General features: G+C 68.3%; 11 protein-coding genes and 2 pseudogenes. 7 read left to right on the top strand and 6 right to left on the bottom strand.

Annotation, left to right across the window (positions count from 1 at the left end; all coding sequences use genetic code 11):
- Positions 1-109 precede the first annotated feature (109 nt).
- The 5 genes and pseudogenes from A176_RS17165 to A176_RS17145 all read left to right on the top strand — a co-directional run bounded on the left by A176_RS17165 (position 110) and on the right by A176_RS17145 (position 4,635).
- Entirely contained in the window at positions 110-1,123 is a 1,014-nt protein-coding gene (locus tag A176_RS17165) for a cation diffusion facilitator family transporter (RefSeq protein ID WP_002633521.1), read from the top strand.
- 128 nt (positions 1,124-1,251) lie between these two features.
- Positions 1,252-2,285: pseudogene (locus A176_RS17160) on the top strand (hypothetical protein).
- Positions 2,286-2,310: 25 nt separating this feature from the next.
- Positions 2,311-2,867: pseudogene (gene rsmD, locus A176_RS41040) on the top strand (16S rRNA (guanine(966)-N(2))-methyltransferase RsmD).
- Positions 2,868-2,912: 45 nt separating this feature from the next.
- The gene (gene coaD / locus A176_RS17150) at positions 2,913-3,395 is read left to right on the top strand and encodes a pantetheine-phosphate adenylyltransferase (protein ID WP_002633515.1); all 483 of its coding nucleotides are present in this window, start codon (positions 2,913-2,915) and stop codon (positions 3,393-3,395) included.
- 49 nt (positions 3,396-3,444) lie between these two features.
- Positions 3,445-4,635: a pyridoxal phosphate-dependent aminotransferase gene (locus tag A176_RS17145; protein ID WP_002633513.1), complete on the top strand. Its 1,191-nt coding sequence runs from the start codon at positions 3,445-3,447 to the stop codon at positions 4,633-4,635.
- A 7-nt stretch (positions 4,636-4,642) separates the two neighbouring features.
- On the opposite strand, the gene A176_RS39350 is transcribed toward A176_RS17145, so the two are convergent.
- Positions 4,643-5,071 carry a hypothetical protein gene (locus tag A176_RS39350; protein WP_049872325.1) on the bottom strand — a complete coding sequence of 143 codons (429 nt, stop codon included), beginning with the start codon at positions 5,069-5,071 and terminating at the stop codon, positions 4,643-4,645.
- On the bottom strand, positions 5,068-5,439 hold the full coding sequence (locus tag A176_RS39345; RefSeq protein WP_049872324.1) for a hypothetical protein: 372 nt from the start codon (positions 5,437-5,439) through the stop codon (positions 5,068-5,070). The genes A176_RS39350 and A176_RS39345 overlap by 4 nt, the downstream gene beginning before the upstream one ends.
- Before the next feature lie 122 nt (positions 5,440-5,561).
- On the opposite strand from A176_RS39345, the gene carB reads away from it, so the two are divergent.
- Positions 5,562-8,816: a carbamoyl-phosphate synthase large subunit gene (carB, locus tag A176_RS17130; RefSeq protein WP_002633509.1), complete on the top strand. Its 3,255-nt coding sequence runs from the start codon at positions 5,562-5,564 to the stop codon at positions 8,814-8,816.
- 77 nt (positions 8,817-8,893) lie between these two features.
- On the opposite strand, the gene A176_RS17125 is transcribed toward carB, so the two are convergent.
- From A176_RS17125 to A176_RS17115, 3 genes are all read right to left on the bottom strand, one after another.
- Positions 8,894-10,879 (bottom strand): methyl-accepting chemotaxis protein, encoded by a 1,986-nt coding sequence (locus A176_RS17125; protein WP_226994355.1) that lies wholly within the window; start codon positions 10,877-10,879, stop codon positions 8,894-8,896.
- A gap of 338 nt (positions 10,880-11,217) precedes the next feature.
- Positions 11,218-12,303 carry an NADH:flavin oxidoreductase gene (locus A176_RS17120; RefSeq protein WP_044890463.1) on the bottom strand — a complete coding sequence of 362 codons (1,086 nt, stop codon included), beginning with the start codon at positions 12,301-12,303 and terminating at the stop codon, positions 11,218-11,220.
- 29 nt (positions 12,304-12,332) lie between these two features.
- A complete protein-coding gene (locus A176_RS17115) occupies positions 12,333-13,241 on the bottom strand; it encodes a WG repeat-containing protein (protein ID WP_002633503.1) in 909 nt (302 codons plus the stop codon).
- Positions 13,242-13,408: 167 nt separating this feature from the next.
- Here A176_RS17115 and A176_RS17110 point away from each other — a divergent pair, with 167 nt between their 5' ends.
- Entirely contained in the window at positions 13,409-14,554 is a 1,146-nt protein-coding gene (locus A176_RS17110; protein ID WP_002633497.1) for a fatty acid desaturase family protein, read from the top strand.
- 14 nt (positions 14,555-14,568) lie between these two features.
- On the opposite strand, the gene A176_RS17105 is transcribed toward A176_RS17110, so the two are convergent.
- Positions 14,569-16,725, bottom strand: a complete 2,157-nt coding sequence (locus tag A176_RS17105) for an SGNH/GDSL hydrolase family protein (RefSeq protein WP_144429559.1) — start codon at positions 16,723-16,725, stop codon at positions 14,569-14,571.
- Positions 16,726-16,781 lie beyond the last annotated feature (56 nt).

Here is a 16,781-nt window from a genome sequence, read left to right as displayed (position 1 = left end):
TCCGTCGCGTCTCCCCACGCGGCGGGGCAGGGGACGCCGGGACTGGCGGCAGCCAGATTCCCGGGCTCTCATACCTCATGAATGGGCGTCGGCCGCACCTCTCTCTCAAGTGACTACTCCCCCTTACACCCGCGGTGAATCCGGGCATGGCCACGCGCATGACCACGACGATGGCCATGGCCACCACCACTCTCATCACGGCCATGGGCATGGGCACGGTCATGCGCACGGTCCCAGGAAGGGCGGACTGGCGGAGGAGCGGAAGCGGGACAAGCGCCGGCTCATCTTCGCCCTGGTCCTGACGGCGACCATCGCGCTGGCGGAGGCGGTGGGCGGCTGGATGACGAACTCGCTGGCCCTGCTCTCCGACGCGGGCCACATGCTGACGGACGTGTCCGCGCTGGCGCTCAGCCTGGTGGCGCTGTGGTTCGCGGGCAAGCCGGCGGACGTGAAGAAGACGTACGGCTACTACCGCATGGAGATTCTCAGCGCGCTGCTCAACGGCGTGCTGCTGATGGGCATCACCGGCTTCATCCTCTATGAGGCCTGGGAGCGCGTGCGTGAGCCCGCGGTGGTGGACCTGGGGCCCATGGCCATCGTCGCGTCGGTGGGTTTGTTGGCCAATCTGGGCGCGCTGGGATTCCTCCACCGCTCCCACTCCATGAACGTGCGCGGGGCGTTCCTGCACGTGCTGGGGGACACGCTGTCCTCGGTGGGCGTGCTCGTGGGCGCGGGCATCATGGCGTACACGGGCTGGTACGTCGTGGACCCCATCATCTCCGTCGTCATCTCCGTCGTCATCGTGGTGGGCGCGGTGCGCCTGGTGCGTGACGCGGTGGACGTGCTGATGGAGGCGGTGCCAGCGCACGTGGACCTGGCGCAAATCAAGGAGTTGATGCTGCGCGCGCAGGGCGTGACGGCCGTGCATGACCTGCACGTGTGGACCATCTCCAGCGGCGTGTACGCGCTGTCCGCGCACCTGGTGGTGCAGGACCCCATGGTCTGCAACAACGACGAGATTCTCTCCGCCGTGAAGCACGACCTGTACGACCGCTTCGGCATCGACCACACCACGATTCAAATCGAGAGCGAGTCCTACGCCCACCTGGGCGAGGTCCACTGACGGGCCCCCGGGTGGCCGGGGAGCCCTGCCAGGGGCTCCGTGGCCTGCCCGGACGCGTGCCCCAGCGGACGCCGGCGCGAAGCTTCGCCTTGCCTCGGGCGGCGCGGGCGGATGATTCTCCCTGGTCCATGAACCTGCTGGACAAGGTGCTGACGTTACGGCCGGGGAACACGGTGGCGCGGGTGGGCCACGGCTCGCGTGTGCCGCTGCTGAACCCCCGCGAGCTGCTGCGCGCCCTGGCGCGCGCGCCGGTGTCGCTGCCGTGCCTCCCCGTACAGGCGAAGGGCGCGCTGCCCGGGCTGCTGCGCGCCGCGCGCTCCGAGGACGCCGTGTTGGGGCTGGCCTGCCCGCATCCCCTGTCGGACCGGGGGGCGCCGGAGCGCTTCGTGCTGGCCGCGCACCAGGTGGCGGCCGAGTCCGAGCATGCGCGCCCCCTCTTCCTCCAGGCCGGGCCCATCCGCGTGGCCCGGGCGGACGCGGACACCCTGGACGCCTTGAAGGAAGGCATCTACCGCGTGGTGGACGCGGGCTTCTCCCTGGTGTCGCTGGACCTGTCCCGGTTGGACTCCTACGAGGCGGTGGAGGCGGTGACCGCGCTGGTGGCCCCGGTGACGGAGCGGGAGCTCGCGCTGGAGCTGACGGCGCCGGCCCCCAGCGGGGGCCTGGTGGACGCGTACCGGACGCTGCTGGAAGGCCTGCGGCAGTGGCACGTGCCGGTGGACTTCATCCGCGTGCCGGAGGCGGCGCTGGGGAGGGCGAGCCGGACGTGGGCCTGCTGCGGACCTTGGTGGACCTGGCCGCCCAGTACGACACGGGCGTGTCGGTGAGCGAGGCGGGCGCGCTGTGGCCCAACGGGCTGCCCACGTATGTGGCGTCCGGGGTGCGCAAGGTGGACTGCGTGGGGGGCTTCGAGCGGCTGGCGCTCGGGGCCTGGCCCGCGGAGATCCGCGCCGGGGTGGAGGAGAAGGCCGCGGCGGCCGGGCTGCCCGCGGGACAGCTCCTGGGGGTGATGGAGGAGCGGCTTCCGCCCCTGGACGACGCCGCGCGGGAGAAGCTGGAGGCGCTGTCCTTCATGGAGGCCACTGAAGTCCTGGCCGCGCTCGGGGCTACCCGCACGGGTCAGGCGACGCTGCGCTTCCTGGCGGAGAAGCGGGGCGACTGAGCCCGGAGCGGTGTAGAAGGGGCCCATGCGTATCGTCGCAGGCACCGTGAAGGGCCGGGCGCTGGCGGGCCCCAAGTCCACGTCGCGGCACATCCGTCCCACGGCCGACCGCGTCCGGGAGACGCTCTTCAACGTGCTGGGCCAGTTCCTGGACGGCCAGCGCGTGCTGGACCTCTATGCGGGCACCGGCGCGCTGGGCCTGGAGGCCGTGTCGCGCGGCGCGGGGCAGGCGGTGCTGGTGGACCAGGACCGCGAGGCGCTCGGGCTGTGCCGGCAGAACGTGGACTCGCTGGGGCTGGCCGGGCAGGTGGAAATCGTGGCCGCCCCGTGTCCCGGGCCCTGGAGACGCTGAAGCGGCGCGGAGAGCGGTACGAGCTCATCTTCGCGGACCCGCCCTACGCGGCCCACGTGGTGGAGACGGTGCTCGACGGCATCATGGCGGCCGGGCTGCTGGCGCCCTCGGGCATGGTGGTGGTGGAGCACGACAAGCGCGAGGCGGCTCCGGACGCGCATGCCGGGCTTAACCGGGAAGATCAGCGCCGTTTCGGGGACACGTTGGTGAGCTTCTATCGGGCGCCGTGAGCAGTCCTTGACCGGCTGTCGGGGGCATCCGAGACTTCCTGTCGCATGCCGGTCGCCATCTATCCTGGTTCCTTTGATCCGCTCACCAACGGGCACCTGAGCCTCATTCAGCGCAGCCTGAAGATGTTCGATCGGCTCATCGTCGCCATCGCGGTGAACCCGAAGAAGACCCCGCTGTTCTCCGAGGACGAGCGCCGCGCGCTGATTCGCGAGGCCGTCCAGGACGAGCGTGTGGAGGTGGACGCCTTCCACGGCCTGCTGGTGGACTACGTGCGCCGCCGCAACGCGGGCGTCATCGTCCGCGGGCTGCGGGCCGTGTCGGACTTCGAATACGAGTTCCAACTGGCCAACATGAACCGGAAGCTCGCGCCGGACGTCGAGACGGTCTTCATGATGACGGGGGAGGACTACTTCTACATCTCCTCCAACCTCGTCCGGGAAGTGGCCTCCTTCGGGGGCGACGTCACCGGGCTGGTGCCCCCCAACGTTCATCAGGGGCTGAAGGCGAAGTTCGCTGGAAAGAAGTAGGGGCGGCAGGCCCCTTGTCCCCCGTGGTGCTCCGCGTTAGGCAGGGGACATGAAACTCGCTCGCCGGCTCCAGGCCATCAAGCCGTCTCCGACGCTCGCTCTCAACTCGCGCGCCAAGGCGCTCGCCGCCAAGGGTGTGGACGTGGTGGTCCTGGCCGCGGGAGAGCCGGACTTCGACACGCCGGACTACGTGAAGCAGGCCGCGGTGGACGCGCTGCGCGCGGGTTTCACCAAGTACACCGCCACCAACGGCATCCCGGAGCTGCGCGAGGCCATCTGCACCAAGCTCGAGCGGGACAACGGCCTTCGCTACACGCCGGACCAGGTGCTCGTCACATCCGGCGGGAAGCAGGCGCTCTACAACTTCTGTCAGGCGGCGCTGGAGGAGGGTGACGAAGTCATCATCTTCTCGCCCTTCTGGGTCAGCTATCCGGACATGGTGCGCCTGGCGGGCGGCACGCCCGTCATCGTCCCCACGCGGGAGGAGGACGGCTTCGCGCCGGCCCCGGACGCCATCCGCCGCGCGCTCACGCCCAACACGCGCGCCGTCATCATCAACAGCCCGGGCAACCCCACCGGCGCGGTGTATTCGCGCGCCGCGCTGGAGGCCATCGCCGAGGTGCTGCGCCCGCACGACTGCCTCATCGTCACCGACGACATCTACGAGAAGCTGCTCTACACCGACGAGCGCCTGGGCATCAGCGACGTGGCGCCGGACCTGGTGCCGCGGCTGGTGGTCGTCAACGGCATGAGCAAGGCGTACTCCATGACGGGCTGGCGCCTGGGCTACATCGCCGGGCCGAAGCCGTTGGTGTCCGCCATGCAGATGGTGCAGGACCAGTCCACCTCCAACGCCTCGTCCATTGGCCAGAAGGCGGCGCTGGCGGCGCTCCAGGGGCCGCCGGACACCATCACCGCGATGGTGAAGGAGTACCGCGAGCGCCGTGACTTCTTCGTTGCGGGGCTGAACGCGCTGGACGGCGTGCGCTGCCGGATGCCCGAGGGCGCCTTCTACGCGTTCGCGGACGTGCGGGGCCTGCTGGGACGCTCCTACAAGGGCAATCCGGTGACCTCCTCGATGCAGCTCTCAGAGATTCTCCTGGACGACTTCCGCGTCGCCGCCGTGCCCGGCGAGCCCTTTGGCGCGGATGGCTACATCCGCATGAGCTTCGTCACCTCGCGCGAGGTGCTGGAGAAGGGCCTCGCCCGGCTGGGAGCGCTGGTCAAGGCCCTGAGCTGACGCGCCGTCAGTCGGTGTACGCGAAGGCGCGGAACTCGTCGCGGTACTGGCGGTACACGAGGACGGCGGGGCGGCCGGAGAGGTTGCCCACCGCCGTCCACACCTCCTTGGGGTTGCGCACGTCCAGCGCCAGCCGCGCGGGGGCCTTGCCGTACTTCTTCTCCATGGCCTCCAGCGGCATCACCTCGATGTCGTAGAGCGTGATGAGGTCCGTGCGCTTCATCCGAAGCTGCTTCACCCACGCGGACACCAGCTCCTCCGGCGTGGCGTAGCGCTCCGCCTCCAGGGCGAACGGGTAGAGCAGCTCGTTGGAGATGGTGCGCACGTCCCCGGTCAGCAGGCTCTGGAAGACGAAGCGAGCGTCCGCCTGGATGTCCCGTTGGATGCGCTCCTCGAGCGACAGCTTGGGCTCCTCGGGGAGCGGCTCGCGCTTCAAGTCGGGGAAATTCGGGGAAGGGTGGGCTTGACGGGGCCCGTCAGGGGCGCCGCGGCCTCGCGCGAGGGCTCCGGAGCCGCTGCGGGCTTCGAGGGCACCTCCGCCTTGGGCGCCGCCGCCTTCTTCGCGGGCACCTCGGTGGGAGGAGCCTCCGCCTTCTTCGCGGGCGCCTCGGCGGGAGGTGACTCCGCTTTCGGTGCGGCGGGCTCGGCCACGGGCGGCGGTGCGGCGGCGGGCGCCTTCACGGCCGGCTCGGTGGGGGCGGGGGCCGCCGCGGGCGGGGCGCCTTCGGGCGCGGGAGCGGCGGCATCCTGGGCGAGGGCAGGGGAAGCGAGCGAGACGAGCAGTGCCAGGGACCAGTGGCGCATGGGACCTCCGTAGGCGGCGGAGCCTACCAGAGGACTGCGCTCAGGCACGGAGGTGCATGCGAGCAAGCAGCCTCAACACAGTCCTCGCATGTGGGGGCGGACGTTGGTATGGGGGCGCCCCGATGCCCAAGCGTACCGATATCCGCAAGGTTCTGGTGATTGGCTCGGGTCCGATTGTCATCGGGCAGGCCGTCGAGTTCGACTACTCCGGTACACAGGCCATCAAGGCTCTCCGGGATGAAGGCGTGGAGGTGGTGCTGCTCAACAGCAACCCCGCCACCGTGATGACGGACCCTGAGTTCGCGCATCGCACCTACATCGAGCCGATTACCGTCGAGGCGGCCGAGCGCATTCTCGCCTCCGAGCGTCCTGATTCGTTGCTCCCCACCATGGGCGGCCAGACGGCGCTCAACCTCGCCAAGGCGCTGGCGGAGCAGGGCATCCTGGACAAGTACGGGGTGCGGCTCATCGGCGCGTCGCTGGAGGCCATCAACAAGGCCGAGGACCGTCAGCTCTTCAAGGCGGCCATGCAGAAGATTGGCGTGGCGCTGCCCAAGAGCGGCTACGCGACGACGCTGGACCAGGCGATGCAACTGGTGGAGGACATCGGCTTCCCCGCCATCATCCGCCCGTCCTTCACGCTGGGCGGCACCGGCGGTGGCATCGCGTACAACCGCGAGGAGTTCGAGACCATCTGCCGCTCTGGCCTGAAGGCCAGCCCCACCTCCACCATCCTGGTGGAGGAGAGCGTGCTGGGCTGGAAGGAGTACGAGCTCGAGGTGGTCCGCGACACGGCGGACAACGTCATCATCGTCTGCTCCATCGAGAACCTGGACCCCATGGGCGTGCACACCGGTGACTCCATCACCGTGGCGCCCGCGCAGACGCTGACGGACCGTGAGTACCAGCGGATGCGGCAGGCCTCGCTGGCCATCATCCGGGAGATTGGCGTCGACACGGGCGGCTCCAACATCCAGTTCGGCATCCATCCGAAGGACGGCCGTATGGTCGTCATCGAGATGAACCCGCGCGTGTCGCGCTCCAGCGCGCTGGCGTCGAAGGCGACGGGCTACCCCATCGCGAAGATCGCCGCGAAGCTGGCGCTGGGCTACACGCTGGACGAGCTGCGCAACGACATCACCCGGGACACGCCGGCCTCCTTCGAGCCGACGCTGGACTACGTGGTGGTGAAGGTGCCGCGCTTCAACTTCGAGAAGTTCCCGCACGCGGACCGCACGCTGACCACGAGCATGCGCTCGGTGGGCGAGGTGATGGCCATTGGCCGCACCTTCCCCGAGGCGTACATGAAGGCGCTGCGCTCCATGGAGCTGGGCCGCGTGGGCCTGGAGTCCCCGGAGCTGCCCACGGAGAAGGAGGAGCGGGAGAAGGTGCTGCGCGAGGCGCTGCGCATCCCCCGCCCGGAGCGCCCCTGGTTCGTGGCGCAGGCCTTCCGCGAGGGCCTGACGGTGGAGGACGTGCACGCGCTGTCCGCCATCGACCCGTGGTTCCTGCGCTACATCCAGATGCTGGTGAACGAGGCGCAGTCGCTGCAGGAGTACGGCCGCCTGGACCAGCTCCCGGACGACGTGCTCCGGCAGGCCAAGGCGCACGGCTTCTCCGACAAGTACCTGGGCAAGCTCCTGGGCTACCCGGAGGAAGAGGTGCGGGCGCACCGGCACTCGCGCAACATCCGCCCCGTCTTCAAGCGGGTGGACACCTGCGCCGCGGAGTTCGAGGCGTACACGCCCTACCTGTACTCCACCTACGAGGAGGAGGACGAGGCGCCCCCCACGGACCGCCAGAAGGTCCTCATCCTGGGCAGCGGCCCCATCCGCATCGGCCAGGGCATCGAGTTCGACTACGCCTGCGTGCACGCGGCCTTCGCGCTGCGCGAGGCCGGGTACGAGACGGTGATGGTCAACTGCAACCCGGAGACGGTGTCCACCGACTACGACACGTCGGACCGCCTCTACTTCGAGCCGCTGACCATCGAGGACGTGCTGGAGGTGTCCCAGCGCGAGAAGCCGGTGGGCGCCATCGTCCAGTTCGGTGGCCAGACGCCGCTGCGCATCTCCGTGCCGCTGGAGAAGGCCGGCCTGCCCATCCTGGGCACGCCGCCGGACGCCATCGACCGCGCGGAGGACCGCGAGCGCTTCTCCAAGCTCATCGAGAAGCTGGGCCTGAAGCAGCCGGAGAACGGCGTCGCGCGCAGCCACGCGGAGGCCTTCAAGGTGGCCGAGCGCATCGGCTACCCCGTGATGGTGCGCCCCTCGTACGTGCTGGGCGGCCGGGCCATGGAGACCGTCTACGACGTGTCCAGCCTGGAGCGGTACATGCGCGAGGCGGTGAGCGCGTCTCCTGAGCACCCGGTGCTCATCGACCGCTTCCTGAAGGAGGCCATCGAGGTGGACCTCGACCTGGTGGCGGACCGCACGGGCGCGGTGATGATTGGCGGCGTGCTGGAGCACATCCAGGAGGCGGGCGTTCACTCCGGTGACGCCGCGGCCACGCTGCCGCCACACTCGCTGTCGCCAGACCTGGTGGAGCGGATGAAGGACCAGGCCATCGCCCTGGCGCGCGAGCTGGGCGTGGTGGGCCTGATGAACGTGCAGTTCGCCATCCAGGGGAAGACCATCTACATCCTGGAAGTGAACCCGCGCGCGAGCCGCACGGTGCCGTTCATCTCCAAGGCGACCGGCGTGGCGATGGCGAAGATCGCCGCCCTCTGCATGGTGGGCAAGACGCTCAAGGAGCTGGGCGCCACGCAGGAGCCCGAGTTCAAGCACGTGGCGGTGAAGGAGAGCGTGTTCCCCTTCGCGCGCTTCGCGGGCGTGGACGTCATCCTCGGGCCGGAGATGAAGTCCACCGGCGAGGTGATGGGCCTGGCGAACGACTACGCGTCCGCCTTCGCCAAGAGCCAGCTCGCCGCGGGCGTGAAGCTGCCCAAGAGCGGCAAGGTGTTCATCTCCGTCAAGGACGACGACAAGCCGGCGGTGGTGGACCTGGCGCGGCGCCTGCGGAACATGGGCTTCACGCTCATCGTCACCGCCGGGACGCACACGTACCTGGCGACGAAGGGCATCGAGGCGCAGGTGGTGCAGAAGGTGAAGGAGGGCCGCCCGAACATCGTCGACAAGATTGTCGACGGTGAAATCGTGCTGGTCATCAACACCACCTTCGGCAAGCAGGAGATCGCCGACAGCTTCTCCATCCGCCGCGAGTCGCTGATGCACTCGGTGCCGTACTACACGACGGTGCAGGCGGCGCGCATGGCGGTGGGCGCGCTGGAGTCGCTCAAGCGCGCGGACCTGGAAGTGAAGCCGCTCCAGGAGTACCTGGGCATCAACGCGGCGCCCGCGGGCATGCCCCGGCGCTGACAGCCCGGTTCTCTCGAAGCCCGCGGCCCCGCTCCTCCTGGGAGTGGGGCCGTTGGCGTTTCAGGGGCCCGCGGGGCTCAGGCCGACAGCGCGCCCGACTCGAGGGCCTTCTGGGCCGAACCGGACATGTCCTCGGCCAGCGTCTGGACGGAGCGCGCCACGTTGCGCGTGGCCTGCACGGCGTTCAGCGTCTTCTGCATCTGCGAGGACATGTCCTGAATGGCCACGGCGATCTGCGCGGTGCCCGCGTTCTGTTGGGACACGGCGGCGGAAATCTGCCGGACGCTGTTGCTGGTGTCGCTGATGATGCCCGTCAGCCGCTGGAGCTGGGTGCCGGAGATTCGCACCGCCTCCAGGCTCACCTTCACCCGGTGCACGCCCTGTTCGCTCGTCTTCGCCGCGTCGCGCATGTCCGCGCTCACGCCCTCGAGCACCTCGCGGATGCGCTGGGTGGCGACGACGGACTGGTCCGCGAGGCTGCGCACCTCGCGTGACACCACCGCGAAGCCCCGGCCATGCTCCCCGCTGCGCGCCGCCTCGATGGCCGCGTTGACGGCCAGCATGTTGGACTGGTCCGCCAGCCCCTTCACCGTGTCCACGATGCCGGCGATCTCCCGCGTCCGCGCGTCGAGCGCGAGGATGCGCTGGGCCATCTCCGTCACCTCCACGCCGATGCCTTCCAGGTTCGTCAGCGTCCGAGCAATGGCCGCGCCACCCTCGCGCCCGGCCTCCTCCGCCTCCACCACGGACTGGGCGAGCACCCGGGCCTTCTCATCCGTCACCGCCGAGCCCTGACGGATTTCTTGCACCGTCTGGTCCAGCTCCTTCAGCGCGAGCGTCTGACGGCTGACGCCCGTGGTCTGCTCCTCGCTGGAGGCCCGCAGGCCCTGCGCCACGCTCACCAGCTCCCCGGCGCCCCGGCCCATGCCTTTCGCCAGGTCCTGCACGTCCTTGCGGCGCGCGTCCAACTGCCTGGCGTGGGACACCAGCGAGCGCGCCACCTGGATGAACCGCCGGGCGACGATGCCCACCAGCGACGCGGTGAGCGCCATGAAGCCCCAGTGGGCGAACGCGCCTTGCACCGGCGCCCAGCCCAGCATCGGCAACATGGCGATGACCAGGCAGACGGTGAGCAGCCCCAGCCCGGCGCTGAAGATGCGCGCGTCGACATTGCCGCGGTACGCGGCGACGAGCACGACGACGACATACGTCAGCAGGCAGGGGATAGAATAGAGCATGGTGAGCTGGAACACCTGGCTCGCGAGCCGCAGGTCCACCAGGACGAGCACGGCCTGGAAGGCCGCGGACAGCGACACGGACCCCACCAGCACCCGGAACCAACGCAGCCGGTTCTCGAGGATGCTCTCCCGGATGAACCAGCCCAGGCCCGGCAGCATGCAGTAGGCCCCTAGGAAGGTGACCTGCGCCACGGACCCTTCCACGTCCCAGGCCAGGGCCAGGACGTTGCTCATGCAGGCCAGCAGCACGCCCGAGCCGCCCGCGAACACCGCGAGCGCCGCCAGCATGCGCCGCTGCCGTCCCTGGAGCGCCATGCCCAGTGCCACCAGCGCGATGATGAACAGCAGCGTTCCCGTGACGAAGGCCGCCAGTCCCTCGCGGACGATGCGCGCCATCACCTGGTGCTGCGCGCCCACGCGGGCGAGCTGACTCACGCCAATCGTCTTCGTGGTGCTCTGGATGCGCAGCAGCACCCGCGTGCCCTGGGCCGAGGCGGGCAGGGGAATCATCTGCGTGAGGATGGACTGCCGCGTCTCATGGCCCTCGGGGTTGATGATTCCGCTGACGTGGACGCGTTTGCCGCCGGCGTAGATTTCGAAGGCGTTGGAGACGGAGCCCAGCAGCAGCGCCAGGTCGCCCCAGTCCGCATTGGGGATGGGGATGCTCAACCACAGCATGGTGTGGTCGCCTCGGCCTGGAGGCACCTGGAGCGCCGGCACGGACTGCCAGCCCTCGGCGCCGTTCTCCTGGGCCCAGAGCGGCACGCCGTCGGGCCCCAGGGGTGAATCACCCCAGCGGTAGCGCCAACCCTCCCGCAGCTCCATGTCCCCCTCATGGGAAAGGGCCTGGACTTCAGGCGCCCACGCGAACAGCAACACCAGCCACGCGAGTCGCGAGAGCCACCGGTGCGCGAAACATGACAGGGATGAGGCGTGGTTCAAGACATGAGTCCGGGCCATGAAGGCGCAGATCCTTCTCGTTCCACGGCCGTGTCGCAACCAGGGTAGATTCACTGCGTCTGGTTGCACTGCCTCAGAGTGCGGGTGGCGCGATTCGGACTCACGTCAACTATGGCGGTATCCATCGTTTCCGTGGAAGGAATTGCGGCCACTCGCTGTCGTTACGTGGCTGTCTTTGGAGTCTGGTTATTTCGTGTTGCCGCTCATTCCTGTGTGTCGGCCACGAAGTCGCGCCAGTTGCGCATGTACTTCACGAAGACGTCGGACAGGCCCTCCGCGTGAAGCGTGGTGGGGGACAGCGGCGGCACCTGGAGCGCCTCGCCCCGTTGGACGCGCCGGGGCCAGTCGTGGTTCGCGATGGCGGCGCGGCCCACGGCGACGGCATCCGCGCCGCGCGCGAGCTGGGCCTCGGCTTCTTCGCGCGTGCGCACCTCACCCGCGACGACGATGCGCATGTCCGGCCCCACGGCCTGCCGGAACAGCGGCGTCGCGTGCTGGTCCGGCCGCTTCTGCGTGTTGAGGGCCGCCTTCCACAGGGACAGATGGAGGATGTCCACGCCCTCGGCCTTCAGCATGCGCGCGACCTCCAGCGATTCATCCAGGTCGATGCCCCGGGTCTGCCGCGCGTCTTCCGGCGACAGGCGCACGGAGAGCACCAGGGACGGCGCGGCCCGCTTCACCGCGCGGACCGTCTCCTGGAGCAGCCGCCAGCGGTTCTCCAGTGAGCCACCCCAGCGGTCCGTGCGCCGGTTGAAGACGTTGCTCAGGAACTGCGACAGCAGGTAGCCGTGCGCGCCGTGGAGCTCCACGGCGTCGAAGCCCGCCTCCACGCAGCGGCGGGCCGCGTCGGCGAAGGCTTGGAGGGTGGCTTCGATGTCGGCCTCGGTGGCTTCGCGGCAGTGGATGCCCTCGGCGTCGTAGGCGCTCGCGCTCCAGACCTCGCGTTGGCTGACGTCCGGATTGGCGCGCAGCCCGCCGTGGAAGAGCTGGGCGGCGATCAGCGCGCCCCCTTCGTGGATGCGGGCGGCCAACCGCTTCATGCCGGGCAGCATCGCGTCGTCATGGACGCCCAGCTCACCGGGCCACGCCTTGCCGTCCTGGGCGACGTAGACGGCGCACGTCTCCACCAGGCCGAACCCTCCGTCGGCGCGCATCGCGAGGAAGCGAAGCTCCGCGTCGGAGAGCGAACCATCCGGGTGGCTCTGGGTGTTCGTCAGGGGCGCCAGCCAGATGCGGTTGGGGGCGATGACGCCCTTGCGGAGCTCGAGGGGGGCGAACAGGTCTGTCATGTCGGCATCTCGCTTTCGAAGTGGGTGCATCAATCGTCGAACGCCACCGCGGCCCGTCCATCCGCGAAGGGCTGGGCCATGGTGAAGCGGGGTTCCAGTGCCCAGCTCCCATCCGGGTGGAGGTAGCCGAACCGCGTGCCTTGTTTGACCGGCGCCACGCCCTGGAAGAAGCCGCCCATCACGGCGTCGTAGATGGCGGGAATCACCTGTTGGCCCGAACGGTCGATGAAGCCGTACTGGCCCTTCACCTTCACGGGGCAAAGCCCTTCGGAGAAGAAGCACTCGCTCAGGTCCTCGGCCCACGAGGACCACTGGGGCTCCAGGACCCAGGCGCCGGCATCGTCCACGAAGCCGAACTTCTTGCCCTGGTGGACCAGCGTGAGGCCCTCCTTGGCGCGGAGGCCCATGCTCTTGAACGGGTAGCTGGCCAGGCACTCGCCCTTCGTGTCGATGAGCCGGCTCGCCTCGCCCTTGGGGGGCTTCTTCAGCGCGACCTGCGCCTTGCCATGGGCGAACGACCTCGCCAGCCCGCCCCCGAAGCCGTCGAGCACGACCTCGCCCGCCTTGTTGATGTACTTGTCCGACGCCGCCGCGCCCGAGGGCGTCACGGCGGCCAGCCCATCGCTGAAGTGGCGCACGAGGGCGTAGGTCTTCCCGTTCACGGCGTACCGGGTGAAGTTGGAGAGGAACCGGACCGGCAGCACCACGGTGCCCTGTGGATTGACGAAGCCCTCGCCCGTCAGCGCCAGCCCGTCACTGAAGCCGTACATGGCGCGCTCCACGCGAAGCTGTTCCTTCCCCTGCGGGTCGATGAAGGCCCAGCCGCCCTCGGCGAGACGCAGGCGCACGAGCCCTTCGTTGAAGCGGAAGAGATTCTTGTGAGTCGTGGGAATGACGAGCTTCCCCTCGAGGTCGATATAGCCGTGGCCGCTGGGCATGGGGCGCGGGGTATAACCTGGGGCGTGCGGAGCCGCATGGCCCGTCTTGAAACAGGGGCCGAGCGGAAAGGGTGGCTGGACGCCCGCGGACCCTGACGGGTACGGTTCGCGCCGAATCGCCGCCCTCATTCCCCCCGCGTCCAGCTCCGTGACCGAGGAGAGCTCCCATGCCGTCCCAGTCCGCCCCCGACTTCGACATTTCATCCGTGGATGTGGAGGGCTTTCACCGTGAGCTGAAGGCGCTGCGTGAGGAGCTGGACGCCTCGCTGGGCGAAGCGGACGCGGCGCACCTGCGGAAGATCGAAGGCTGGGGTCGCGCCGCGACGCTCCTGGGTGCGGCGACGTGCTGGATCGCTCCGAATCCGCTCAGCGCCGCCGCGCTCAGCGTGGGCCGGTCCGCGCGCTGGTTGCTGATGCACCACGTGGGGCACCGGGGTTATGACCGCGTGCCGGGCCTGCCTGCCTCCCGGACGGGCAAGGGCTTCGCCAAGGGCTCGCGCCGTTACCTCGACTGGCTCGACTGGATGCTGCCGGAAGCCTGGGTGTTCGAGCACAACGTGCTCCACCACTCGCACACGGGCGAGGACGCGGACCCCGACCTCCTGGAGCGCAACGCGGAGGGGACGCTGCGCAACCCGGAGCGCTCCCTGTCGCTGCGGTACGTCCAGCTCGCGCTGCTCGCGATGACGTGGCGGGCCAGCTACTACGCGCCGGAGACGCTCAGCTCGCTGCGCCGCAAGGGCCGGCGCAAGGGTGGGGAGCTGACGCGCGAGGAGCTGAAGGAGCTGCTGCTGAAGTGCTACCTGCCGTACTCGGCGGTGCAGTTCGGGCTCTTCCCGGCGCTGTACCTGGTGCTGGGGCCGTGGGCCTCGTTCAGCGCGTTCTGCAACTCGGTGATGGCGGACGTCTTCACCAGCCTGCACACGTTCCTGGTGGTGGGGCCCAACCACACCGGCGAGGACCTGTACCGGTTCGACTCCAAGCCGGAGAGCCGCGGTGAGCGCTTCGTGCAGCAGGTGATTGGCAGTGCGAACTACCGGACGGGCGGCGACCTGAACGACTTCGCGCACCTGTGGCTGAACTACCAGATTGAGCATCACATCTGGCCGGACCTGCCGATGCTGAAGTACCGCGAGGTGCAGCCGAAGGTGAAGGCGCTCTGCGAGAAGTACGGCATCCCGTACGTGCAGGAGAGCGTCTGGACGCGCGCGAAGAAGATGGTGGACGTCGTGGTGGGCAAGACGTCCATGAAGAAGCTCGCCCCGAGGCGGCAGGCAACGGAGGCCATTTCGGCCCCCGCGCCCGCGGCCTGAGGCGGATTCAGCGACTACGGGGTGGCGAGCACCTGCCGGGAGATGCCGGTGTTCTGCCAACCCCACTGAGCGTTGGGCGCGCCTTCTTTCACGTACGACGCGTCGTCGGTCTTCACGATTCCGATGCGGCGACCCGAGAGTGAGATCGACTGGACGTCGCCCGTGATGAGATGCCACGCGGCCTGGAGCGAGCCCTCCTTGAGGAGAAACTCGCCGTTCTGTTTCAGGACGCCGATGCGCTCTCCGGAGAGCGCGATGGCCTTGGTATCGTCGCTCTGCCAGGCCCAGGGGGCATCCCAGGCACCGTCCTTCACATACGCTTCGGTGGTGATCTTGACGATGCCAATCCGAGTCCCAGACAGTGCGAACGATTCGACGTGCCCCGTCACCAGGTTCCAGGTCGCTTCGAGCGAGCCTTCCTTGAGGTAGAAGTCGCCGTTCTGTTTCAGAACGCCGATGCGGTTGCCGGAGAGCACCAGCGACTTGATGTCGCTGCTCTGCCAGACCCAGGCCGCGTTCCAGGCGCCTTCCTTCACGTAGGCTTCGCCGTCGGTCTTCACGATACCGATGCGGCGGCCCGAGAGCGCGATGGACTCGACGTCTCCCGTGACGAGTTCCCACAACGCCGTCACCGAGCCTTCCTTGAGATAGAAGTCCCCGTTCTGTTTCAGGACACCCAGTCGGTTGCCTGAGAGCGCGAGGGCTTTGATTTCTCCGCTTTCGAAGACCCAGTGGCTGCTGGAGGCGCCTTCCTTCACGAAGGATTCGCCGTTCGTCTTCAACACGCCCACGCGGGGCAGGGCGGGCATCGTGGCGTCGAGTTCGTTGCGAAGGTACGACGCCATGACTTCGTAGCCCTTCTTGTTCGGGTGCGCGGTGCCCTTGGTGGTGCTTTCGGAACCTTCGGGGCCCTGCATGGCGGCTGCGTCATAGGCGTTATTGATCCAGCGGGTGTTCGGTGTGGCGCAGATGCCGTGCCCGATGCCATCCGGACCCAGGCCCGCGAACTCGTTGGAGTAGCCCGTGACAAGCTTCCACCCATGACGTTCCGCGGCCTGCTGCATCATGTCCTTGAGCGGTGTCTGGACATAGCTCTCCAGGTACACCAGTTCCCCATGGGAAACATCAGCCCCGAGTCCTGAGCCAATGTTTGTCTCTCCCAGAATGGCGGGACAGATGTTTCCCGAATTCCCTCGGATGAAGTCAGGATACTCCATGAGGTAGGTGCTTCGAATGTCGAGGCCCAGGTCCTTGAGCCGCGAGTTCAGCGCGTCATATCGACCTGGAAGGGCTGCCTTGAGCGGGTTGACCTTGGCTCGAAGACCGTTGCCGGCAATCCACTGGTGGCAGTCCATGTGGATGATGCAATAACGGAGGATGTCTCCAAACCCGATATCATTTCCACCCGCGCTGAGGACCAGCGCGTCAATGGGCCGGTCTCCCACCAGGTCCGCGAGTTGATCCACCTGGGCCCTCAGGTAGTCGTACGGTTCCCAGACGCCATCCGAACCCAGGGGAGGGTGGTTTGCCCCCACGTAGCCTTCAAGCAGCCCGGAGCCTCGGGGAGGCCCGTCCGAGGGGCCCGCGAATCCATCGAACGCTCCGAGACCATGCTCTCCAAAGTCCCAGATATCCCAATGGTAGGTCGTCCGGTTGATGGTGGCGCCGGAACAGGCCAGGGACAGATAGGTGACGGAGCTGTGCGGGTCGCTCAACTCCAGAGCGCGCGCTGCCTGGGCCGAAGGAGAATTGAGGGACCGGTGGCAGCGATAGTTCGCCCAAACAGGGTTCCAGCCCGCGTCCCAGTTCGCATTCACATCGGGCGCCCCTTCGCCGGAGCCATAGGAGTCACCCAGGCTGACGATGAGGTAATCCCGAACCGTGACGAATCGCTGGTAGTTCGCGACGGAAGCCACACCCAGCCAGGTGGATGTGACTTTCAGTTGGACGTCATACGTCCCTTGCGCCGGAAACCCGTGGCCGTGCCAGCAGTAGGGGCCGCGATTCGTGACAACGCCATCAATGGTCCAAACGAACTCCAGGGTGGAGAAGATGGGATCGGTGGGATAGTCGGGCGGGCACCCATCAAGCGACACATAATAGCCATTGTGGGCTTCGGGATGCAGATACGGGGCTGTCTGGTCTTCGAATTCACGAAAACGCGGAGTCATGCTCCACTGGATGCCGTAAGGCAGTGGATTGAAAGGTTCCTCCAAGGTCCTCTGCG

Origin of the sequence: Myxococcus hansupus, from assembly GCF_000280925.3 — a bacterium.
In the GTDB taxonomy this organism is placed as follows: domain Bacteria; phylum Myxococcota; class Myxococcia; order Myxococcales; family Myxococcaceae; genus Myxococcus; species Myxococcus hansupus.
The sequence above is the reverse complement of the archived record's forward strand: the minus strand, read 5'-3'. Positions and strand labels throughout refer to the sequence as shown.